The organism is Nonomuraea sp. AD125B (assembly GCF_041402765.1).
In the GTDB taxonomy this organism is placed as follows: domain Bacteria; phylum Actinomycetota; class Actinomycetes; order Streptosporangiales; family Streptosporangiaceae; genus Nonomuraea; species Nonomuraea bangladeshensis.
On record NZ_JBGLOU010000006.1, the window covers coordinates 126,759 to 142,970 of the forward strand.

The 16,212-nt window shown below is 73.6% G+C and carries 15 protein-coding genes; 5 read left to right on the forward strand and 10 right to left on the reverse strand.

The window, feature by feature from the left end:
• A partial coding sequence (locus ACBR40_RS17475; protein WP_371249401.1) for a PEP-utilizing enzyme occupies nt 1-1,166 on the forward strand: 1,166 nt, incomplete at its 5' end.
• Here the strand turns inward: ACBR40_RS17475 and ACBR40_RS17480 are convergent.
• The 6 genes from ACBR40_RS17480 to ACBR40_RS17505 all read right to left on the reverse strand — a co-directional run bounded on the left by ACBR40_RS17480 (nt 1,142) and on the right by ACBR40_RS17505 (nt 6,817).
• Nucleotides 1,142-1,984: a sugar phosphate isomerase/epimerase family protein gene (locus ACBR40_RS17480; protein ID WP_371249402.1), complete on the reverse strand. Its 843-nt coding sequence runs from the start codon at nt 1,982-1,984 to the stop codon at nt 1,142-1,144. The two genes, ACBR40_RS17475 and ACBR40_RS17480, sit on opposite strands and share 25 nt — an antisense overlap.
• Nucleotides 1,981-3,132 (reverse strand): dihydrodipicolinate synthase family protein, encoded by a 1,152-nt coding sequence (locus ACBR40_RS17485; RefSeq protein ID WP_371249403.1) that lies wholly within the window; start codon nt 3,130-3,132, stop codon nt 1,981-1,983. Before ACBR40_RS17485 ends, ACBR40_RS17480 begins: the two co-directional genes overlap by 4 nt.
• The gene (locus ACBR40_RS17490; RefSeq protein ID WP_344212277.1) at nt 3,129-4,274 is read right to left on the reverse strand and encodes a Gfo/Idh/MocA family oxidoreductase; all 1,146 of its coding nucleotides are present in this window, start codon (nt 4,272-4,274) and stop codon (nt 3,129-3,131) included. Before ACBR40_RS17490 ends, ACBR40_RS17485 begins: the two co-directional genes overlap by 4 nt.
• 81 nt (nt 4,275-4,355) lie before the next feature.
• On the reverse strand, nt 4,356-4,835 hold the full coding sequence (locus tag ACBR40_RS17495; RefSeq protein ID WP_371249404.1) for a DUF5946 family protein: 480 nt from the start codon (nt 4,833-4,835) through the stop codon (nt 4,356-4,358).
• Nucleotides 4,836-4,948: 113 nt separating this feature from the next.
• Nucleotides 4,949-6,175, reverse strand: a complete 1,227-nt coding sequence (locus tag ACBR40_RS17500) for an HRDC domain-containing protein (RefSeq protein WP_371249405.1) — start codon at nt 6,173-6,175, stop codon at nt 4,949-4,951.
• A 45-nt stretch (nt 6,176-6,220) separates the two neighbouring features.
• Complete coding sequence (locus tag ACBR40_RS17505) at nt 6,221-6,817, reverse strand: DUF3000 domain-containing protein (RefSeq protein ID WP_329573918.1); 597 nt, start codon at nt 6,815-6,817, stop codon at nt 6,221-6,223.
• Nucleotides 6,818-7,437: 620 nt separating this feature from the next.
• On the opposite strand from ACBR40_RS17505, the gene hemE reads away from it, so the two are divergent.
• Nucleotides 7,438-8,436: a uroporphyrinogen decarboxylase gene (hemE, locus tag ACBR40_RS17510; RefSeq protein WP_344212814.1), complete on the forward strand. Its 999-nt coding sequence runs from the start codon at nt 7,438-7,440 to the stop codon at nt 8,434-8,436.
• A 49-nt stretch (nt 8,437-8,485) separates the two neighbouring features.
• Here the strand turns inward: hemE and ACBR40_RS17515 are convergent, their stop codons facing one another.
• Nucleotides 8,486-9,463: a DUF4349 domain-containing protein gene (locus ACBR40_RS17515; protein WP_371249406.1), complete on the reverse strand. Its 978-nt coding sequence runs from the start codon at nt 9,461-9,463 to the stop codon at nt 8,486-8,488.
• 107 nt (nt 9,464-9,570) lie between these two features.
• Between ACBR40_RS17515 and hemG the strand changes: the two genes are divergently transcribed.
• Both hemG and hemQ read left to right on the forward strand, forming a co-directional pair.
• The gene (gene hemG, locus ACBR40_RS17520; RefSeq protein ID WP_371249407.1) at nt 9,571-10,983 is read left to right on the forward strand and encodes a protoporphyrinogen oxidase; all 1,413 of its coding nucleotides are present in this window, start codon (nt 9,571-9,573) and stop codon (nt 10,981-10,983) included.
• Complete coding sequence (hemQ, locus tag ACBR40_RS17525; RefSeq protein WP_344212265.1) at nt 10,980-11,681, forward strand: hydrogen peroxide-dependent heme synthase; 702 nt, start codon at nt 10,980-10,982, stop codon at nt 11,679-11,681. Before hemG ends, hemQ begins: the two co-directional genes overlap by 4 nt.
• Before the next feature lie 5 nt (nt 11,682-11,686).
• Here hemQ and ACBR40_RS17530 read toward each other — a convergent pair whose 3' ends face one another.
• From ACBR40_RS17530 to ACBR40_RS17540, 3 genes are read right to left on the reverse strand one after another with little or no spacing between them, the layout of a single operon-like run.
• The gene (locus tag ACBR40_RS17530; RefSeq protein WP_371249408.1) at nt 11,687-12,850 is read right to left on the reverse strand and encodes an ABC transporter permease; all 1,164 of its coding nucleotides are present in this window, start codon (nt 12,848-12,850) and stop codon (nt 11,687-11,689) included.
• Nucleotides 12,847-13,986 carry an ABC transporter permease gene (locus ACBR40_RS17535; protein ID WP_371249409.1) on the reverse strand — a complete coding sequence of 380 codons (1,140 nt, stop codon included), beginning with the start codon at nt 13,984-13,986 and terminating at the stop codon, nt 12,847-12,849. Before ACBR40_RS17535 ends, ACBR40_RS17530 begins: the two co-directional genes overlap by 4 nt.
• 1 nt (nt 13,987) lies before the next feature.
• Nucleotides 13,988-14,926, reverse strand: a complete 939-nt coding sequence (locus ACBR40_RS17540) for an ABC transporter ATP-binding protein (protein WP_344212259.1) — start codon at nt 14,924-14,926, stop codon at nt 13,988-13,990.
• 265 nt (nt 14,927-15,191) lie between these two features.
• Between ACBR40_RS17540 and ACBR40_RS17545 the strand changes: the two genes are divergently transcribed.
• Nucleotides 15,192-16,070 carry a hypothetical protein gene (locus tag ACBR40_RS17545; RefSeq protein ID WP_371249410.1) on the forward strand — a complete coding sequence of 293 codons (879 nt, stop codon included), beginning with the start codon at nt 15,192-15,194 and terminating at the stop codon, nt 16,068-16,070.
• Nucleotides 16,071-16,212 lie beyond the last annotated feature (142 nt).

The window sequence follows — 16,212 nt, forward strand, 5'->3', positions numbered from 1 at the left end:
GCCAGCGCGAACAGGCCGTAGCCCGTGAGCACGATCGGCATCACCGAGACGATCGACGGGAACGTGGCGGCCAGCAGCCGCTCGGCGTGGTCCAGGCGTTGCGCGGCCTCCCGGACAACCCCACCACCGAGATGGACCTGAAGCTGTGGGAGCTGGCCACCCGCGTCGAGCCGGAGCCGTTCGCCGAGCTGACGGTCGCCGAGCTGGTGCGCCGCTACGAGGCCGGCGAGCTGCCGCCGGTCGCGCAGCGCGGCGTCGCCGCGTTCCTCGCCGAGTACGGCCACCGCGGCGTCGCCGAGATCGACCTCGGCGTGCCCCGCTGGTCGGAGGAGCCCGCCCACATCCTCGGCGCGCTGGCCAACTATCTGCGCATGGACGCCGGCTCCGACCTCGCGCCCGCCGCGCTGTTCGCCAAGGGCGAGGCCCAGGCGCGGGCGGCCGCCGCCCGCGTGACCGCCGCGGCCCGCGCCAGGGGCCGGTGGCGGGGCCCGGTGACGCGGTTCGCGCTGCGGCGCACCCGTGCCTACGCCGGGCTGCGCGAGCTGCCCAAGTTCTACCTCGTCAAGGCGCTGTCCGGGGTCCGGCACAGCCTGCTCGCCGTCGGGGAGCACCTGACCGATCTGGGCGTGCTCGACGCCCCCGGCGACGTGTTCTTCCTCGACCTGCGCGAGGCCAGGGCCGCGCTGGCCGGCGGCGACCTGCGGGAGCTGGTGGCCCGGCGCAGGGCCGAGCACGAGCGGGAGTCGCGCCGCCGGCACGTGCCCCGGATGCTGCTGTCCGACGGCACCGAGCCCGAGGCGCTGGCCACCCCGGCGGCCGAGGGCGCGCTCGTCGGCACCGCGGCCTCGGCCGGCACGGTCATCGGCCGCGCCCGCGTCGTGCTCGACCCCGTCGGCGCGCACCTGGAGCCGGGCGAGATCCTGGTCTGCCCGTCCACCGACCCGGGCTGGACGCCGCTGTTCCTGACCGCGGGCGGGCTGGTCATGGAGATGGGCGGGGCCATGTCGCACGGCGCGGTGGTGGCCCGTGAGTACGGCATCCCGGCCGTCGTCGGCGTCGCCGACGCCACCCACCGCATCACGACCGGACAGGAGATCGAGCTCGACGGCGCGGCCGGCACGGTCACGCCGTCGTCACCGGATCAGGCCCGTACGACCTCCGCGTAACGGGCCTTCATGGTGGCCAGCACCTCGTCAGGGTCGGCGGCCCAGACGTCGGCGTTGAAGATCTCCACCTCGACGTCGCCGGTGTAACCGGCGTCCAGGACCGCGCGGGTGATCGGCGGGAAGTCGATCACCCCGTCGCCCATCATGCCCCGCCCGAGCAGCACGTCCGCCGGCAGCGGATGCAGGTAGTCGCACACCTGGTAGCTCGCGATCCGGCGGCCGGCCCGCGCCACGCCGGCGAACAGGCGCGGGTCCCACCACACGTGGAAGGTGTCCACCACCACGCCGACCTGCTCCTCCGGGTAGGCCAGGGCCAGGTCGAGCGCCTGGCCCAGCGTGGACAGCACCGCCCGGTCGGGGCAGTAGATCGGGTGCAGCGGCTCCAGGGCGAGCTTGACGCCCCGCTCCCCGGCGTACGGCGCCAGCTCGGCCAGCGCCTCGGCCACCCGCTCCCGCGCGCCCGCCAGGTCCCGCCCTGACGTCTCGGTCAGCGGCTCGCCCGGCCTGATCCCGGGCAGGCCGCCGACCACCAGCACCAGGCAGGCCGCCTCCAGCTCGGCCGCCTCGTCGATGGCCCGCCGGTTGTCGGCCAGCGCGGCGGCGAACGCCTCGCCGCCCGTCGTCAGGAAGCCGCCCCTGCACAGGGACGACACCCGCAGGCCGGCGTCACGTACCAGCTTGGCGCTGGCCGCGAGGCCCTGCTCGGCCACCTTCTCCCGCCACAGCCCGATCGCCTCCAGGCCGTGCCGCGCGCAGCCGTCCACGGCCTCGGCCACGGACCAGCGCCGCGTCGTCCACTGGTTGAGTGACAGGCTCACCGGCCGTTCACCGCCAGCAGCGCCGACATGCGGCGCACCGCGAGCTCCGGATCGGCCAGCAGCCCCGCCTGGTCGGCCAGGCGGAACACCTCGGCCAGGTGGAGCAGCGAGCGGGCCGACTGCGCGCCGTTGACCATGGCGAAGGCGTCCTGGTGGCCGTTCAGCCAGGACAGGAAGACGATGCCGGTCTTGTAGTGGTAGGTCGGCGACTCGAAGATCTTGCGCGACAGCGGGACCGTCGGGGCCAGGATCTCCTCGTAGCGGGCTCTGGCCGCCTCGTCGCCCGCCTCGGCGGCGTCCAGCTCGCGCAGCGCGGCCGCGGCCGCGGGGGCGATGGCGTCGAAGATGCCGAGCAGCGCGTGCGAGCCGCCGGCGATCAGCGACGGATAGTTGAAGTCGTCGCCGGTGTAGAGCCGCACGCCGTCGGGGAGCGCGGCGCGCAGCCGCACCTCGTGCTCCTCGTCCAGCAGCGACACCTTCACGCCGTCCACCATGGCGGCGTGGGCGTGCACCAGCTCCAGGAACGACTCCGTCGCCGCCGCCACGTCCCGCGAGCCCCAGTAGCCGGCCAGCTGCGGGTCGAACATCTCGCCCAGCCAGTGCAGGATCACCGGGCGCTCGGCCAGGCCGAAGAGCTTGCCGTACACCTGGTGGTAGTCGCGGGGGCCGGTCGCGACCCTGGCGAGCTGGCGGGAGGCCATGACGATCACGCCCGCGCCCGCCGACTGGACGGTCTCGATCTGCTCGGCGTAGGCGGCGGTGATCGCGTCCAGGTCGGCGGCGTCCGGCGCGTGGTCGGTGCCCGCGCCGCACGACACCAGCGTGGCCGGGTCGCCGAGCGTCCGCGCCTCGGCGGCGGTGCGCCGGATCAGCTCGGCGGTCGCCGCCCAGTCCAGGCCCATGTTGCGCTGCGCGGTGTCCATCGCGTCGGCGATGCGCAGGCCGTGCGCCCACAGGTGGTGACGGAAGCGGAGGGTGGCGTCCCAGTCCACGGCGGCGGGGGAGCCCGGCGTGTTGTCGCCGAGCGGGTCGGCCACCACGTGGGCGGCGGCGTAGGCGACGCGGCTCGCGGCCGGCGCGGCGGACACCGCCCAGTCCGTACGCTCCCGCACCGTGTACGGGCCGTGCCCCGGCAGGTCGATCCTCACAGCTGCGGCACCTCGATCCTGCGGCCCTCGGCCGACGAGCGCAGCCCCAGCTCGGCGAGCTGGACGCCACGCGCGCCCGAGGCGAAGTCGTTGGGGAAGGGCGCGTCCTCCAGCACGTGCCGGACGAACGCCTCCCACTGGATCTTGAACCCGTTGTCGAACTCCCCGTTGTCCGGCACCTCCTGCCAGTCGTCGCGGAAGCGCGCGGTGACCGGCAGGTCGGGGTTCCAGACCGGCTTCGGCGTGGCCGAGCGGTGCTGGACGCGGCAGTTGCGCAGGCCCGCGACGGCGCTGCCGTGCGTGCCGTCCACCTGGAACTCCACCAGCTCGTCGCGGTTCACGCGGACCGCCCAGGACGAGTTGATCTGCGCGACGATGCCGCCTTCGAGCTCGAACACGCCGTACGCGGCGTCGTCCGCGGTGGCCTGGTAGGTGGCGCCCTGCTCGTCCACCCGGGACGGGATGTGCGTCACGGCGCGGGCGTAGACCGACTCGACCCGGCCGAACAGGTTCTCCAGCACGTAGTGCCAGTGCGGGAACATGTCGAGCACGATGCCGCCGCCGTCCTCGGCGCGGTAGTTCCAGGACGGGCGCTGGGCCTCCTGCCAGTCGCCCTCGAACACCCAGTAGCCGAACTCGCCGCGCACCGACAGGATCCGGCCGAAGAAGCCGCCGTCGATCAGCCGCTTCAGCTTCAGCAGGCCGGGCAGGAACAGCTTGTCCTGCACCACGCCGTTCTTGACGCCCTTGGCGGTGGCGGCCTCGGCCAGCGCGACCGCCTCCTGCGCCGACTCGGCCGTGGGCTTCTCGGCGTAGATGTGCTTGCCCGCCTCGATGGCCTTCAGCACGGCCTTCACGCGGGCGCTGGTCACCTGGGCGTCGAAGTAGATCAGGTTGTCGTCGTCGGCGAGCGCGGCGTCGAGGTCGGTGGTGTGGTCGGGGATCGCGTGCCTGGCCGCGATGTCCGCGAGCTTGCCGGCGCTCCTGCCGACGAGGACGGGCCGCAGCTTCACCCGCTCGCCGTCCGAGAGCGTCACGCCGCCCTGCTCGTTGATGGCCAGGACGGAACGGACCAGGTGCTGGCGGTAGCCCATCCGTCCGGTGACGCCGTTCATCACGACGCCGATGGTGCGCACGCTCATAGGGATCCCTTCAAGGACAATACGGGGAAAGCGCTTTCCCGAACGGTACGGCTGCGCGCCCGAACGCGTCAAGTCCCCTCACTACGCCTGGACGGATCTCCAGGATTCCACTGTCGCCTCGGCGATGAGCTCGATGCGGTGCCCGTACGCCTGATGCCCGTCGAACACGAAGCTGCCGTCCCTGACCGGCAACCCGCAGAACGAGGCCCGGAAGCGCACGGGGGGCCCGCCGGGCGGCAGCGGCTCGTACGCCGCCAGCGGGCTCGCGTCGTAGCCCGCCCGCGCCCGGTGGTTGTTCCTGGCCACCTGATGAGCCGCCACGCGCAGCAGCGCGTCAAGACCCTTGTCCAGGTAGAGCTGCAACTGGCGGAACTGCCCGTCGAGGTACTTCTGGTGCGCTCTGGAGGGATGCTGCAGGAGATAGACGCAGACCACGGGCGCGTGCCACCTGTACATCTGAGTATCGGCCTGCTCTTCGGAGAGGATCGCGTGGTAATAGTCCACGCAAGCGCCCAGCGGGCCGGCGACCGCGCCGCAGTCGCACTCGGGGCTTCCTGCCATGATCCGCAACCTAGGCGGCGGGTGACAGCCTTGTCGACGGAATTTCGGCATCCCCTGACTGCCGCCGTAGCGGGAGCGGTCTCGTGATCACGAGACCGCTCCCGGGCGAGGGGTCAGAGCTCGCCCCGGATCTGCAACCGGGACAAGGCCTTGGCGATGGGGTGGGCCGTGAGGGTGATCTGCCACTCCCGCGCGCCCAGGGCGCGCAGCCGGTCGGCCACGGTCTCGTCGTCGAGATCGTCGGGAGGCTCCCAGGTGAGCCGGCGCACCGCGTCCGGCTGCAACAGGTTCTCGGTCGGCATGTGGTGCTCGTCGGCCAGCGCCGCGATGACGGCCCGCGCCGCGGCCAGGCGCTTGGCGGCGGCCGGGTCGCGGTCGGCCCAGCGGTTGGGCGGCGGCGGTCCGTCGCCCGGCGTGCTCGGGGCGGGGAGCTGGCTGTCGGGCAGGTTGCGGGCGCGGTGGACGGCGGCCAGCCAGTCGCTCATGTGCCGCCGGGCGCTGCGCCCGGTGAAGGCGGAGATCTCGGTCAGCGCCTTCTTGGTGCGCGGTCCTTCGAGCGCCGCCGTGACGATGGCCGCGTCGGGCAGCACCCGGCCCGGCGCGAGGTCGGCCTCGCGGGCGATGCGGTCGCGCATGAGCCACAGCTCGCGCACGATGGCGAGGGCCCGCACGTTGCGTACCTTGTGGATGCCCGAGGTGCGCCGCCACGGGTCGGAGCGCGGCACGGGCGGCGGCGTGCCGAGCACGGCGGCGAACTCCTCGCGCGCCCACTCCAGCTTCCCGCTCTCGGCGAGCTGCGCGTGGAGCACGTCACGGAGCTCGACCAGCACCTCGACGTCGAGCGCCGCGTAGCGCAGCCAGTCTTCCGGCAGCGGCCTGGTGGACCAGTCGGCGGCCGAGTGGCCCTTCTCCAGCCGCAGCCCGAGCACGGTCTCCACCATCGTGCCGAGCCCCACCCGCTCGTAGCCGAGCAGCCGCCCGGCGAGCTCGGTGTCGAACATCTCCCGGGGCCGGAAGCCCACCTCCAGCAGGCACGGCAGGTCCTGCGACGCGGCGTGCAGCACGATCTCCGCCTCGGCCACGGCGGCGTCCAGCGCGGACAGGTCGGGGCAGGCGATCGGGTCGATCAGCGCGGTGCCCGATCCCGCCCGGCGGAGCTGCACGAGGTAGGCGCGGTTGCCGTAGCGGTAGCCCGAGGCGCGTTCGGCGTCCACGGCGACGGGCCCTTCGCCCGCGGCGAAACGCTCGACCATCCTCGCCAGGCCGTCCGCGTCGGCGATCACCGGCGGGATGCCCTCGCGGGGTTCGAGCAGCGGCTCGACGGTTCGTTCTTCTGTCATGAGTTCACCGACCTCATGACGCTCGTGCGGTGTCGACTGGTGCCCTCACTTCGTACGGTCACTCTCCGGATCATCACGTCGCCGGGGCAGCGCGGCCACGTCCGGCGGGAGCGGCGGGATGCCCGCGGCCAGGCACATCAGGTCGCACCAGGCGGCGACATGGCCGGACAGATCCTCCTGTGCGGGAGACCAGGAGGCTCTCAGCTCCAGCTCGGTCGTGACCGGATCCTCGGCCTTGTTGCCGAACCCCTCGGACACGGCTCTAGTCACGGTACCGCCGGCGGCCGAGTAGTCGGCCTGATGGGACTCCAGAGTCTCGGTGAGCCAGCTCCACACGACCGGCCCGAGCAGCGGGTCGGAGGTGATCTCCGGCTCCATGTCGGCCCTGACGTAGGCCACCAGCCGGAACGGCCCCTCCCAGCCGCGCTGTCCGTCGGGGTCGTAGAGGAGGATCAGCCGGCCGACGGCGAGCTCGTCGTCGTCGCGGTAGACGGACGCGCCGATGGCGGCCGAGTAGGGGGCCAGACGCTGGGGCGCGGGCAGGTCCTCCAGCTCGATCTCCGGCCGCACCTCGGACAGCCGGAGGCTCTGGGCCGCGCGGAGGAACGTGGCCGGAGGCGGTGGCTGGTCACCGAGTGGCATAGCCGAAGCGTAGGTCGATGTCGGGCGGAAGGGGACCACGGGGGTGCGCATCCTTGGTGATCAAGCCAAAGCCGTAACAAGCTGGCGAACCGGTCGGGCGGTCTCGGCGGAGCCGAGGACGATCGCGTGGCCGCAGCCGGAGCAGGCCCACTCGGGGCACTCGCCCGGCTCGTGCCCGTCCGGGCACGGGGGCTGCTCGAAGGGCCGATCGCCACCGCAGGAAGCGCAGCGCTCACTACGGCGCTCTGGGGAACTCCACAACGCGGACATCGCAACGGGGCCTTTCTTCGGGTCGTGGCTCCGACGTTGGCACGAGCCGCTGACAATTCCCCGCAACGCGCTCGGCGTGTCCCGAAAGTGGTCGCTGAATCGGTGCCGCGCGGTGGGTTGGCGAACATTTGACGCAGCCGGGACCGGCTCTCTGCCCGGCCGTGGGGTGTGCTCGACCCGCACGGGACGCCGATGTCGAGCAGACCGGTAAACCTTCATCTTGCTATCTGATCATGATTTTGGGTGTCCAATGCATCTTTTTCCGACACCGCGCGTCTCCCAGCACCGATGGCGGGACCGGCGCCCGGACATGGCACCCTTGATGGGTGAATCTCGCCGACTCCGCGTTCCTGCGTGCCTGCCGCCGCCAGCCCGTTCCGCACACCCCGGTCTGGTACATGCGCCAGGCGGGGCGCTCGCTGCCGGAATACCTCAAGGTGCGTGAGGGCGTCCCCATGCTCACCGCGTGCGCGACCCCCGAGCTGATCGTCGAGATCACCATGCAGCCGGTCCGCCGCTACGGCGTCGACGCGGCCATCTACTTCAGCGACATCGTGGTGCCGCTCAAGGCCATCGGCATCGACCTCGACATCAAGCCGGGGGTCGGGCCGGTCGTGGCCGACCCGATCCGCGACGCCAAGGGGCTGGCGGCGCTGCGGCCGCTGGAGCCGGACGACGTGCCGTTCGTGACCGAGTCGATCCGGGCGCTCACCGGCGAGCTGGGCGGCACGCCGCTGATCGGGTTCGCGGGAGCGCCGTTCACGCTCGGGTCCTATCTGATCGAGGGCGGCCCGTCGAAGAACCACGACCGCACCAAGGCCATGATGTACGGCGCCCCCGAGCTCTGGCACGACCTCATGGAGCGGCTGTCCGACATCGTCCTCGCGCACCTGCGCGTCCAGGTGGCGGCCGGCGCCTCGGCCGTGCAGCTCTTCGACTCCTGGGTCGGCGCGGTGGCCCCCGCCGACTACCGCGAGTTCATCCTGCCGCACACCCGGCGCATCTTCGAGGGCCTCACGGACGTCCCGCGCATCCACTTCGGCGTCGGCACCGGCGAGCTGCTCGGCCTGCTCGGCGAGGCGGGCGCCGACGTCGTGGGCGTCGACTGGCGGGTGCCGCTCGACGAGGCGGCCCGCCGCGTGGGGCCGGGCAAGGCGCTGCAGGGCAACCTCGACCCGGCCGTGCTGCTCGCCCCGTGGGAGGTCGTCGAGCGCAAGGCGCGCGAGGTGCTGCGGCAGGGGCGCGCCGCCGAGGGGCACGTGTTCAACCTCGGCCACGGCGTCCTGCCCTCGACCGATCCCGACCAGCTCAAGCGCCTCACCGATCTGGTCCACGAGCACTCCGCCTGACCCGGGCCACCGGGCCCTGGGTCCGGGGGCATGCGGCCTCGGGATCGGGTCACGCGGTCCCGGGGTCAGGGTCGGCCGGGCGGGAGGGCGGGGCGGCGGGCACGCGGCCCTGACCGGCGCGGCGGGCGCGGTCCCGGCGCACCAGATAGACCAGCAGCGCCACCAGCGGCAGCGAGACCAGCAGCCACGGCAGCACCGCGCCGAGCAGCGTGAGCAGCACCACCAGGCTGGAGAGCAGCGCCTTCCAGCCGCTCTTCAGCCCGGCGAGGAACCCGTCGGACTCCTCCTCGGGCTGCGCCGCCTCGGCCACCGGCCCGAGCAGCCGCAGTGTGAGCGTCGCCATCGCGACCTGCGTGGCCAGCTCCTTCTGCTGCGCCTGCAACGACTCCAGATCCGCCTGACGGGAGGCGATCTCGCGCTCGACGTCCAGCACCTGGCCGATGGTGTCGGCCCGCTTGAGCAGCGTACGCAGCGACTCCAGCGACCGCTCGGCCGACTTGAGCCGGCTCTCGACGTCGGCGACCTGGAGCGTGACGTCCTGGGTGGACTGCTTCATGGAGACCTGGGTGCCGAGCTCCTTGCCGAGCCGGCCGAGCGCGGCGTTGTAGCCGGTCGGCGGGATCTTGAACTCCAGCGTCGCGGTCTCCCGCGCCTTGCTGGCCGAGCTGCTCTGCTCGCTGGACAGGTAGCCGCCGGCCGCGGTGACGATCTGCTTGGCCTGCTCGACCGCGTCGCCGACCTGCTTGACCCGGACGGTCATGCTGCCGGTGTAGATGACCTGGCGGTTCTGGCCGGTCACCTTGACGTCGGAGACCAGGCCCGCCTGATCGGCCTTGGCGTCGCGCCGGATCGCCTTCGAGGCCGTGGGCATCGCCGTGGGCATCGGCCGGGCCTCTGCCGCCATGTCCTGCTGCGCCACCGCGGGCGCGGACGCGCTCTGGATCGTGGCTTCGCCCCCTCCGCAGCCCGCCAGGAGCAGAACGGCTGCCGCGAGCGATGACGTGATGCCGTACCGGATTCTCCTCATGCCTTGAAGACGGATCGGCGGGCGGATCGGTTTGATGGCATGAATCACGGTCCGGTCACGCGCCCCGCGCAGGTGGGCGGCCCGCCGAGGCGGTAGCGTCAGGAGGCGTGGAAGGGAATCGGGCGCACGTCGTCGTGATCGGCGGAGGGATCTCCGGCCTCGCCGCCGCGTGGTACCTCCGTCAGGGCGCGGACGAACGGGTCAAGGTCACCGTGCTGGAGTCGAGCCCGCGCATCGGCGGCAAGCTGCACGCCTCCGAGGTCGCCGGGGTGAGCGTGGACGCCGGCGCGGAGGCCATGCTGGCCCGCCGTCCGGAGGGCCCAGAGCTGGCGAGGGCGGTCGGCCTCGGCGACGAGCTGGTCTTCCCCGGCACCACCAGCTCGGCCATCTACTCCAGGGGCGCCCTGCACGCCATGCCGAAGGGCCAGGTCATGGGCGTGCCCGCCGACCTGACCGAGCTGGCGAAGTCCGGCATCATCTCGCCCGCCGGGCTGCTGCGCGTGCCGCTCGACCAGATCCTGCCCGCGACGCTGGTCCGCACCGACGTGTCCGTGGCCGCCTACATCCGCGCCAGGATGGGCGGCGAGATCGTCGACCGGCTGGTCGAGCCGCTGCTCGGCGGCGTCTACGCGGGCCGCGCCGACCTGCTCTCGCTGGAGGCCACGATGCCCCGCGTGGCGGCCGTGGCCCGGGCTGAGCGTTCGCTGTTGTCGGCTGCCCGCCACCTGGTCGAGGAGACCCCGAAGAACGCCGGGCCGGTCTTCACGACGCTGCGCGGCGGCGTCGGCACGCTGCCCGAGGCGGTCGCCAAGGCGTCGGGGGCCGACGTCAGGACCGGCGTCACCGTACGCGAGCTGCGCCGCGCCGGGCAGGGCTGGCGCCTGGTGACCGGGCCGGTGCCGAGGCCCGAGACCGTCGAGGCCGACGCCGTGATCGTCGCCGCGCCGGGCCCCGCCGCCGCCCGCCTGCTCCAGGACGAGGCGCCGAAGGCCGCGGCCGAGCTGGCCAGGATCGAGTACGCCAGCATGGCCGTCGTCACGCTCGCCTACCCGCTGTCGGCGTTCCCGCAGCCGCCCGCCCGCAGCGGCTACCTCGTGCCGCCCGTCGAGCGCCGCCCGGTCAAGGCGGTGACGTTCAGCTCCGTGAAGTGGCCCCACCTGGCCAGGGACCTGGTGATCCTGCGCTGCTCGATCGGCCGCCTGGGCGAGGAGCACCTGCTCCAGCGCGAGGACGCCGAGCTGGTGTCGCTCGCCATCGCCGAGATGGCCGAGGTGATGGGCGCGCGCGGCCTGCCGGTCGACAGCCGGGTCACCCGCTGGGGAGGCGGGCTTCCCCAGTACAACGTGGGCCACCTCGACCGGGTGGCCCGGGTGCGCGCGGCGGTCGCGGTCGAGCCGGGGCTCGCCGTGTGCGGCGCGGCCTACGACGGCATCGGCATCCCGGCCTGCATCGGCACCGCCCGTACGGCGGCCGCCCGGATCTTGGACCAGCTGTCCCAGCGAGGAGAAGAGGAACGATGACAGAAGGAGCTCCGCGGCCGAAGGCCCGCGATCTCAACCAGGTGATCCGCTACACCATGTGGTCGGTCTTCCAGGCGACCGAGCCGTGCCCCGCCGACCGCGACGGCCTGGCGGTCGAGGTCGAGGAGCTGCTGGAGCAGGTCGCGGGCAAGGACGTCGTGACCAGGGGGGTCTACGACGTGTCCGGGCTGCGGGCCGACGCCGACTTCATGTTCTGGTGGCACGCGCCGACGCCGGAGGACCTGCAGGACGTCTACTCCCGCTTCCGCCGCACGGCGCTCGGCCGGCACAGCAGGCCCGTCTGGTCGGCCATGGCGCTGCACCGGCCGGCCGAGTTCAACAAGTCGCACATCCCGGCCTTCCTCGCTGAGGAGGAGCCGCGCGCCTACGTCAGCGTCTACCCGTTCGTCCGCTCCTACGAGTGGTACCTCCTGGAGGACTCCGAGCGGCGGGCGATGCTGGCCGAGCACGGCCGGATGGCGCGCGACTACCCCGACGTGCGGGCCAACACGGTCTCCTGCTTCTCGCTCAACGACTACGAGTGGATGCTCGCCTTCGAGGCCGACGAGCTGCACCGCATCGTCGACCTCATGCGTACGCTGCGCGGCGCCTCGGCCCGGCGTCACACCCGGGTCGAGATCCCGTTCTACACCGGCGCCCGCAAGCCGGTGCGCGAGCTGGTCGAAGCCCTTCCCTAGCGGCTTCATCGCGACAGAGCGGCGCGCAGGCGCCACGCGCCGAGCGCGAGGAGCGCCGCCGCGTAGCCGGTCAGCACGCCGAGCTGCGGCAGGACGCCGGCCAAGCCGGCGTCCCCGTGCAGCAGCCCGGCGAAGCCGTCCAGGGCCCAGGCGTGCGGGGTGACGTGCGCGAGCAGGCGCATGGGCGCGGGGAAGAACTCCAGCGGCGCCATCGCGCCGCCGATCGCGGCCAGGCCCAGGCCGAGCAGCAGGCCCAGCGCGCCCGCCTGCTGCTCGGTGCGCGCCGCCGCCCCGAGCAGCATCGCGGCCCCGCCGCTCACCAGCGCGAACGCCACCAGCAGCAGGGCCGCGCCGGCCGGGTCACCCCAGCGCACCCCGAACAGCAGCGCCGACCCGGCCATGATGACCAGGCCCTGGAGCAGGGCCACGCCCACTCGGCCCGCGGCCTCGCCGAGCAGGATGACGCCGACCGGCACCGGGGCCGCGTACATCCGGCGCGAGATCCCGAGCCGGCGCGTCTCGATGACCGCCGGGGCGGCGTTCAGCGAGGTCAGGAACATGAACAGGAGCAGCTGCGAGGTCGCGGCGACCTCGTAGCCGCCCGGAGGGGACGGGCCGGCCGCCCCGGCGGCGCTCACGGCGACCGTGACGCCGGGCGCGGGAGCGGCCTCCGCCCTCGCCACCAGCTCGTCGAAGCCGCCGGGCAGGCCGGCGCTCCGCGCGTACGCGGCGGCCCGCGCCGGCATCGTCACCCGCGTGACCACGGCGTTCAGCGCGGCGCCGAGCCGGCGGGCCGCAGGCTCGTCCCGGCCGATGAACGCGAGCGTGACGGGGGTGTAGGAGCGCAGGGCGCGATCGTACCCGGCCGGGACGATCAGCGCGCCGGCCAGCCTGCCGCGCTCGACCGCGTCACGGGCCTCGGCGTCGCCGCTCACCGGCACGACGCGGTGCCCGGCCGCCTCCAGTGCCCGTACCAGCTCGGCCGCCCGGGGGCCGCCGTCGGCGTTCACGACGCCGAGCGGGGGACGGAAGCCGGAGCCGAACGACAGCCCTAACACCATGATCAGCACGATCGGGAAGATGACGACGAAGAAGACGTTCGTCCGGTCGCGGAAGAGCCGGACCAGGTTCGCCCAGGCGATCGCCCCGGCGGCGCGCGCGATCGTCATGGCCGCAGCATCCTTCCCGCCCGGAGGAGCGCGAGGCCGGTCGTGACCGCCGCGAAGGCGAGCAGCGCCAGCGTCGGCCCCGGCGCGACCGCCGGCGCGTGCTCCCCGTGCAGGTCGGCGAGGCCCTGCAGGAACCAGCGGTGCGGGGTGAGCAGGCTGAGCGCGGCGAAGGCGCCGCCGAGCTGCTGGACGGGCACGAACACGCCGCCGAGCACCCCGGACAGCACCGCGACGACGCTCTGCAGGTTGCCCGCCTGCTCGGCGGTCCTCGCCGCCGTCGCCACCAGCGCCATGACCCCGGTCGCGGCCAGCACGCCCGCCACGACGAGCAGCCCCACGCCCAGCGGGTGGCCCCAGCGCGCGCCCAGCAGCAGCGCGGCGGCGCTCATGAGGACGGCCGTGGCGGCGACGCCGGCGACGAACCCCGTCAGCAGTTTCGCCAGTGCGATCGCGGTCCGCGGGACCGGCGCGGCCAGCAGCCGGGCCAGGGTGCCGTCGCGGCGCTCGTCCAGGATCGAGCTGAAGCCGAACTGCACGGTGAAGAAGAGGAAGAACACCGTCATCCCGGCCGCGAACCCCTCCGCGAGCGAGAGCTGCCGCCGCTCCGCCCCCAGGTCCTCGACGGTGACCGGGCGGGGGACCAGCGTCGCCCCCTCGAACGTCCCGCCGTCCACGACCGCGAGCGTGACCTGCACGTAGCGGACCTCGGCGGCGAACGACTCGGCGATCGCGCGGGCCACGTACGCGCCCTGGCCGGAGTCGCCGATGATCTGGAGGGTGGCAGGCCGGCCGCCGGTCACCGCGTCGCTGAACCCGGGCGGGACGACGTAGGCGGCGTCCGCCTCGCCCCGCTCCACCGCCGCGCGCGCCTCCCGCTCGTCCGCGACCGGGCGCAGCCTGATGACGCCGTTCCGCTCCAGGGGGCGCAGCGCCTGCTCGGCGAACGCGGTGACGACCGGCCCGCCGTCCCGGTCGGCCAGCGCGAGCGTCGGCGCCGGCTGGGCGTCGATGCCCCTGAACACCAGGCTGAACACGGCCGCCAGGGCGAACGGCACCACCAGCGCGAGCAGGAACAGCGAGCGGTCGCGTACCCGCTGGCGCAGGTCCTTGGCCATGACGAGGAGGGTCGCGCGCATGTCAGTCCCGCAGCGCCTTGCCGGTGAGGTGCAGGAACACCGACTCCAGGTTCGGCTCGTGCACCTCGGCCGCGCGTACGGTCACGCCCGCCTCCGTGGCCGCGCCGAGCACCCGGGGCAGCGCCCGGCCGGCGTCCTCGACCATCACCTCGACGCGGCCCTCGTGCCCGGTGGCCGCGCGCACCTCGGGCAGCGCCAGCAGCGCCGGCACCACCCGCGGGCCCTCGACCGTCAGCGTGATCCGGTCCAGCTCGCCCACCAGGCCGACCAGCTCCCTGCGGGTGCCCTCGGCCCTGATCCGGCCGAGGTCGAGGATGCCGATGCGGTCGCAGAGGCGTTCGGCCTCCTCCATGTAGTGGGTGGTGTAGAGGATCGCGGTGCCCTCGCCGGCGAGCGCGGCGACGCTCTCCAGGATGGCGTTGCGGCTCTGCGGGTCCACGCCCGCGGTGGGCTCGTCCAGGATCAGCAGGGGCGGGCGGTGCAGGAGGCCGACACCGATGTTGAGCCGCCGCTTCATGCCGCCGGAGAACTCCTTGACGGCGTCCTTCGCCCGGTCGGTGAGCCCGACGACGGCCAGCACCTCCTCGATGCGGCGACGGGCCTCGGCGCGGCCCAGGCCGTGGAGGCGGGCGAAGAAGCGCAGGTTCTCGCGGGCGGTGAGGTCGGGGTAGAGGGCGAGCTCCTGGGGGACGTAGCCGATGCGGCGCTTGCCCCAGGTGCTCGACGGGCTGTGCGGACGGCCGCAGACCAGCACCTCGCCGCCGTCGCGGCCGAGGATCCCGGCGATCATCGAGATCGTGGTCGTCTTGCCCGCGCCGTTGGGGCCCAGCAGGCCGTACGTCTCGCCGGCGGTGATGGCGAAGCTGACGTCGGCGACCGCCACGAGATCGCCGAACGTCTTGCGTAACTCATGACATTGCAGGATCTCGTCCTGGGCCACAACCGTAGTGTGATCGTAGGCGTCCTACACCGGCAAGCCCCGACCGACCGGGGCCCACGGGGGTGAGGAGGCCGCCATGCGTCCACCCGGCAAGCCCCGCCGCACGCCGGACCCGGATCCGGCACGGCGGGAAGAGGTCCCGCGGCCGGGGAGCCGCAGGCACGCGAGCGGACGACACGCGGCCCGGCGCCCGCGGCGCGACCTGTGGGGGCGCGGGGCGCGGGAAGATGCGACCCGTCCGGCCTCTCGGCGTCCGGTGGTCGTGATGGTCGTGGGGGCGCTCGTGCTGGCCGGGGGAGTGGCGGGGGCGCTCGCCGGCGGGGTGTTCGGCGGCGCGTTGGCCGGCGGCGGGACGAGCGGGCTGGGACTCGCCGCGCTGCCGGACGGGACGCGGTCGGACGGTCCGGCGTCATCCGGGCGAGCGGACGGTACAGGGCCGCGAGCGGGCGTCCCGTCCGCGGCGAGCGACGCGAACCGGCCGGCGGCCCCAGGGGGTCCGGGCTCGTCCGCCACGTCCGGGAGAACTGCGGCCCCGGGCTCGTCGGCCGCCTCCCGGGGGACCGCCGCTCCCAGACAGACCACCTCCGCGGCGGACGCGCTCAACGGCGGAGCCGCCACGACCGCGCCGGTCCCGGGCACCGGCACCACCGGCCCGGCCGCGATCCCCGGCGCCACCCCACCCCAGGACGAGGGCTTGCTCGCCATCCCCGGTACGGACACGGCCGACGACAACCGCACCGACGGCTACAACGTGGACGGCTACACCATCGACGGCTACCGGGCCGACGACTACCGCACGGACGGCTACCGGGCCGACGGCCCGTCCTCGCACACCGACCACCGCGCGATGGACTACTTCCGCGCGCACTGGACCCCCGCCGACAAGGCACAGAGCCGCGTCACGGACATCCGCTCCGTCGGCGGATATTTACGCATCTACACAAACCTGCCGGAGTCCGCGCGCAACTCCCGCACCGCCGTCGTCCTGTGCGAACGCGGCATGGACTACCTGCGCGCCGCCGGAGCGACCCGCCGCGTGGTGTTCGTGCACGCGCGCCTGGGCGGGAACGGCAACCCCGTCCTCGCCAACATCATCGGCCCCTCCGACCGCAGCTGCACCCTCACCCACCCCGCCCCGGAATGAGGGCTCAACGCACCCGTACGCGCGTCTTCGAGCACACCTCGCACCGCTGGGTGACGACCCGGCCGATGGTCTCGATCGTCACCCACCGGTGGCGGAGATGGATGAACCGCACGCGGGGAGGCTTACCCGTGGCCCAAGATTG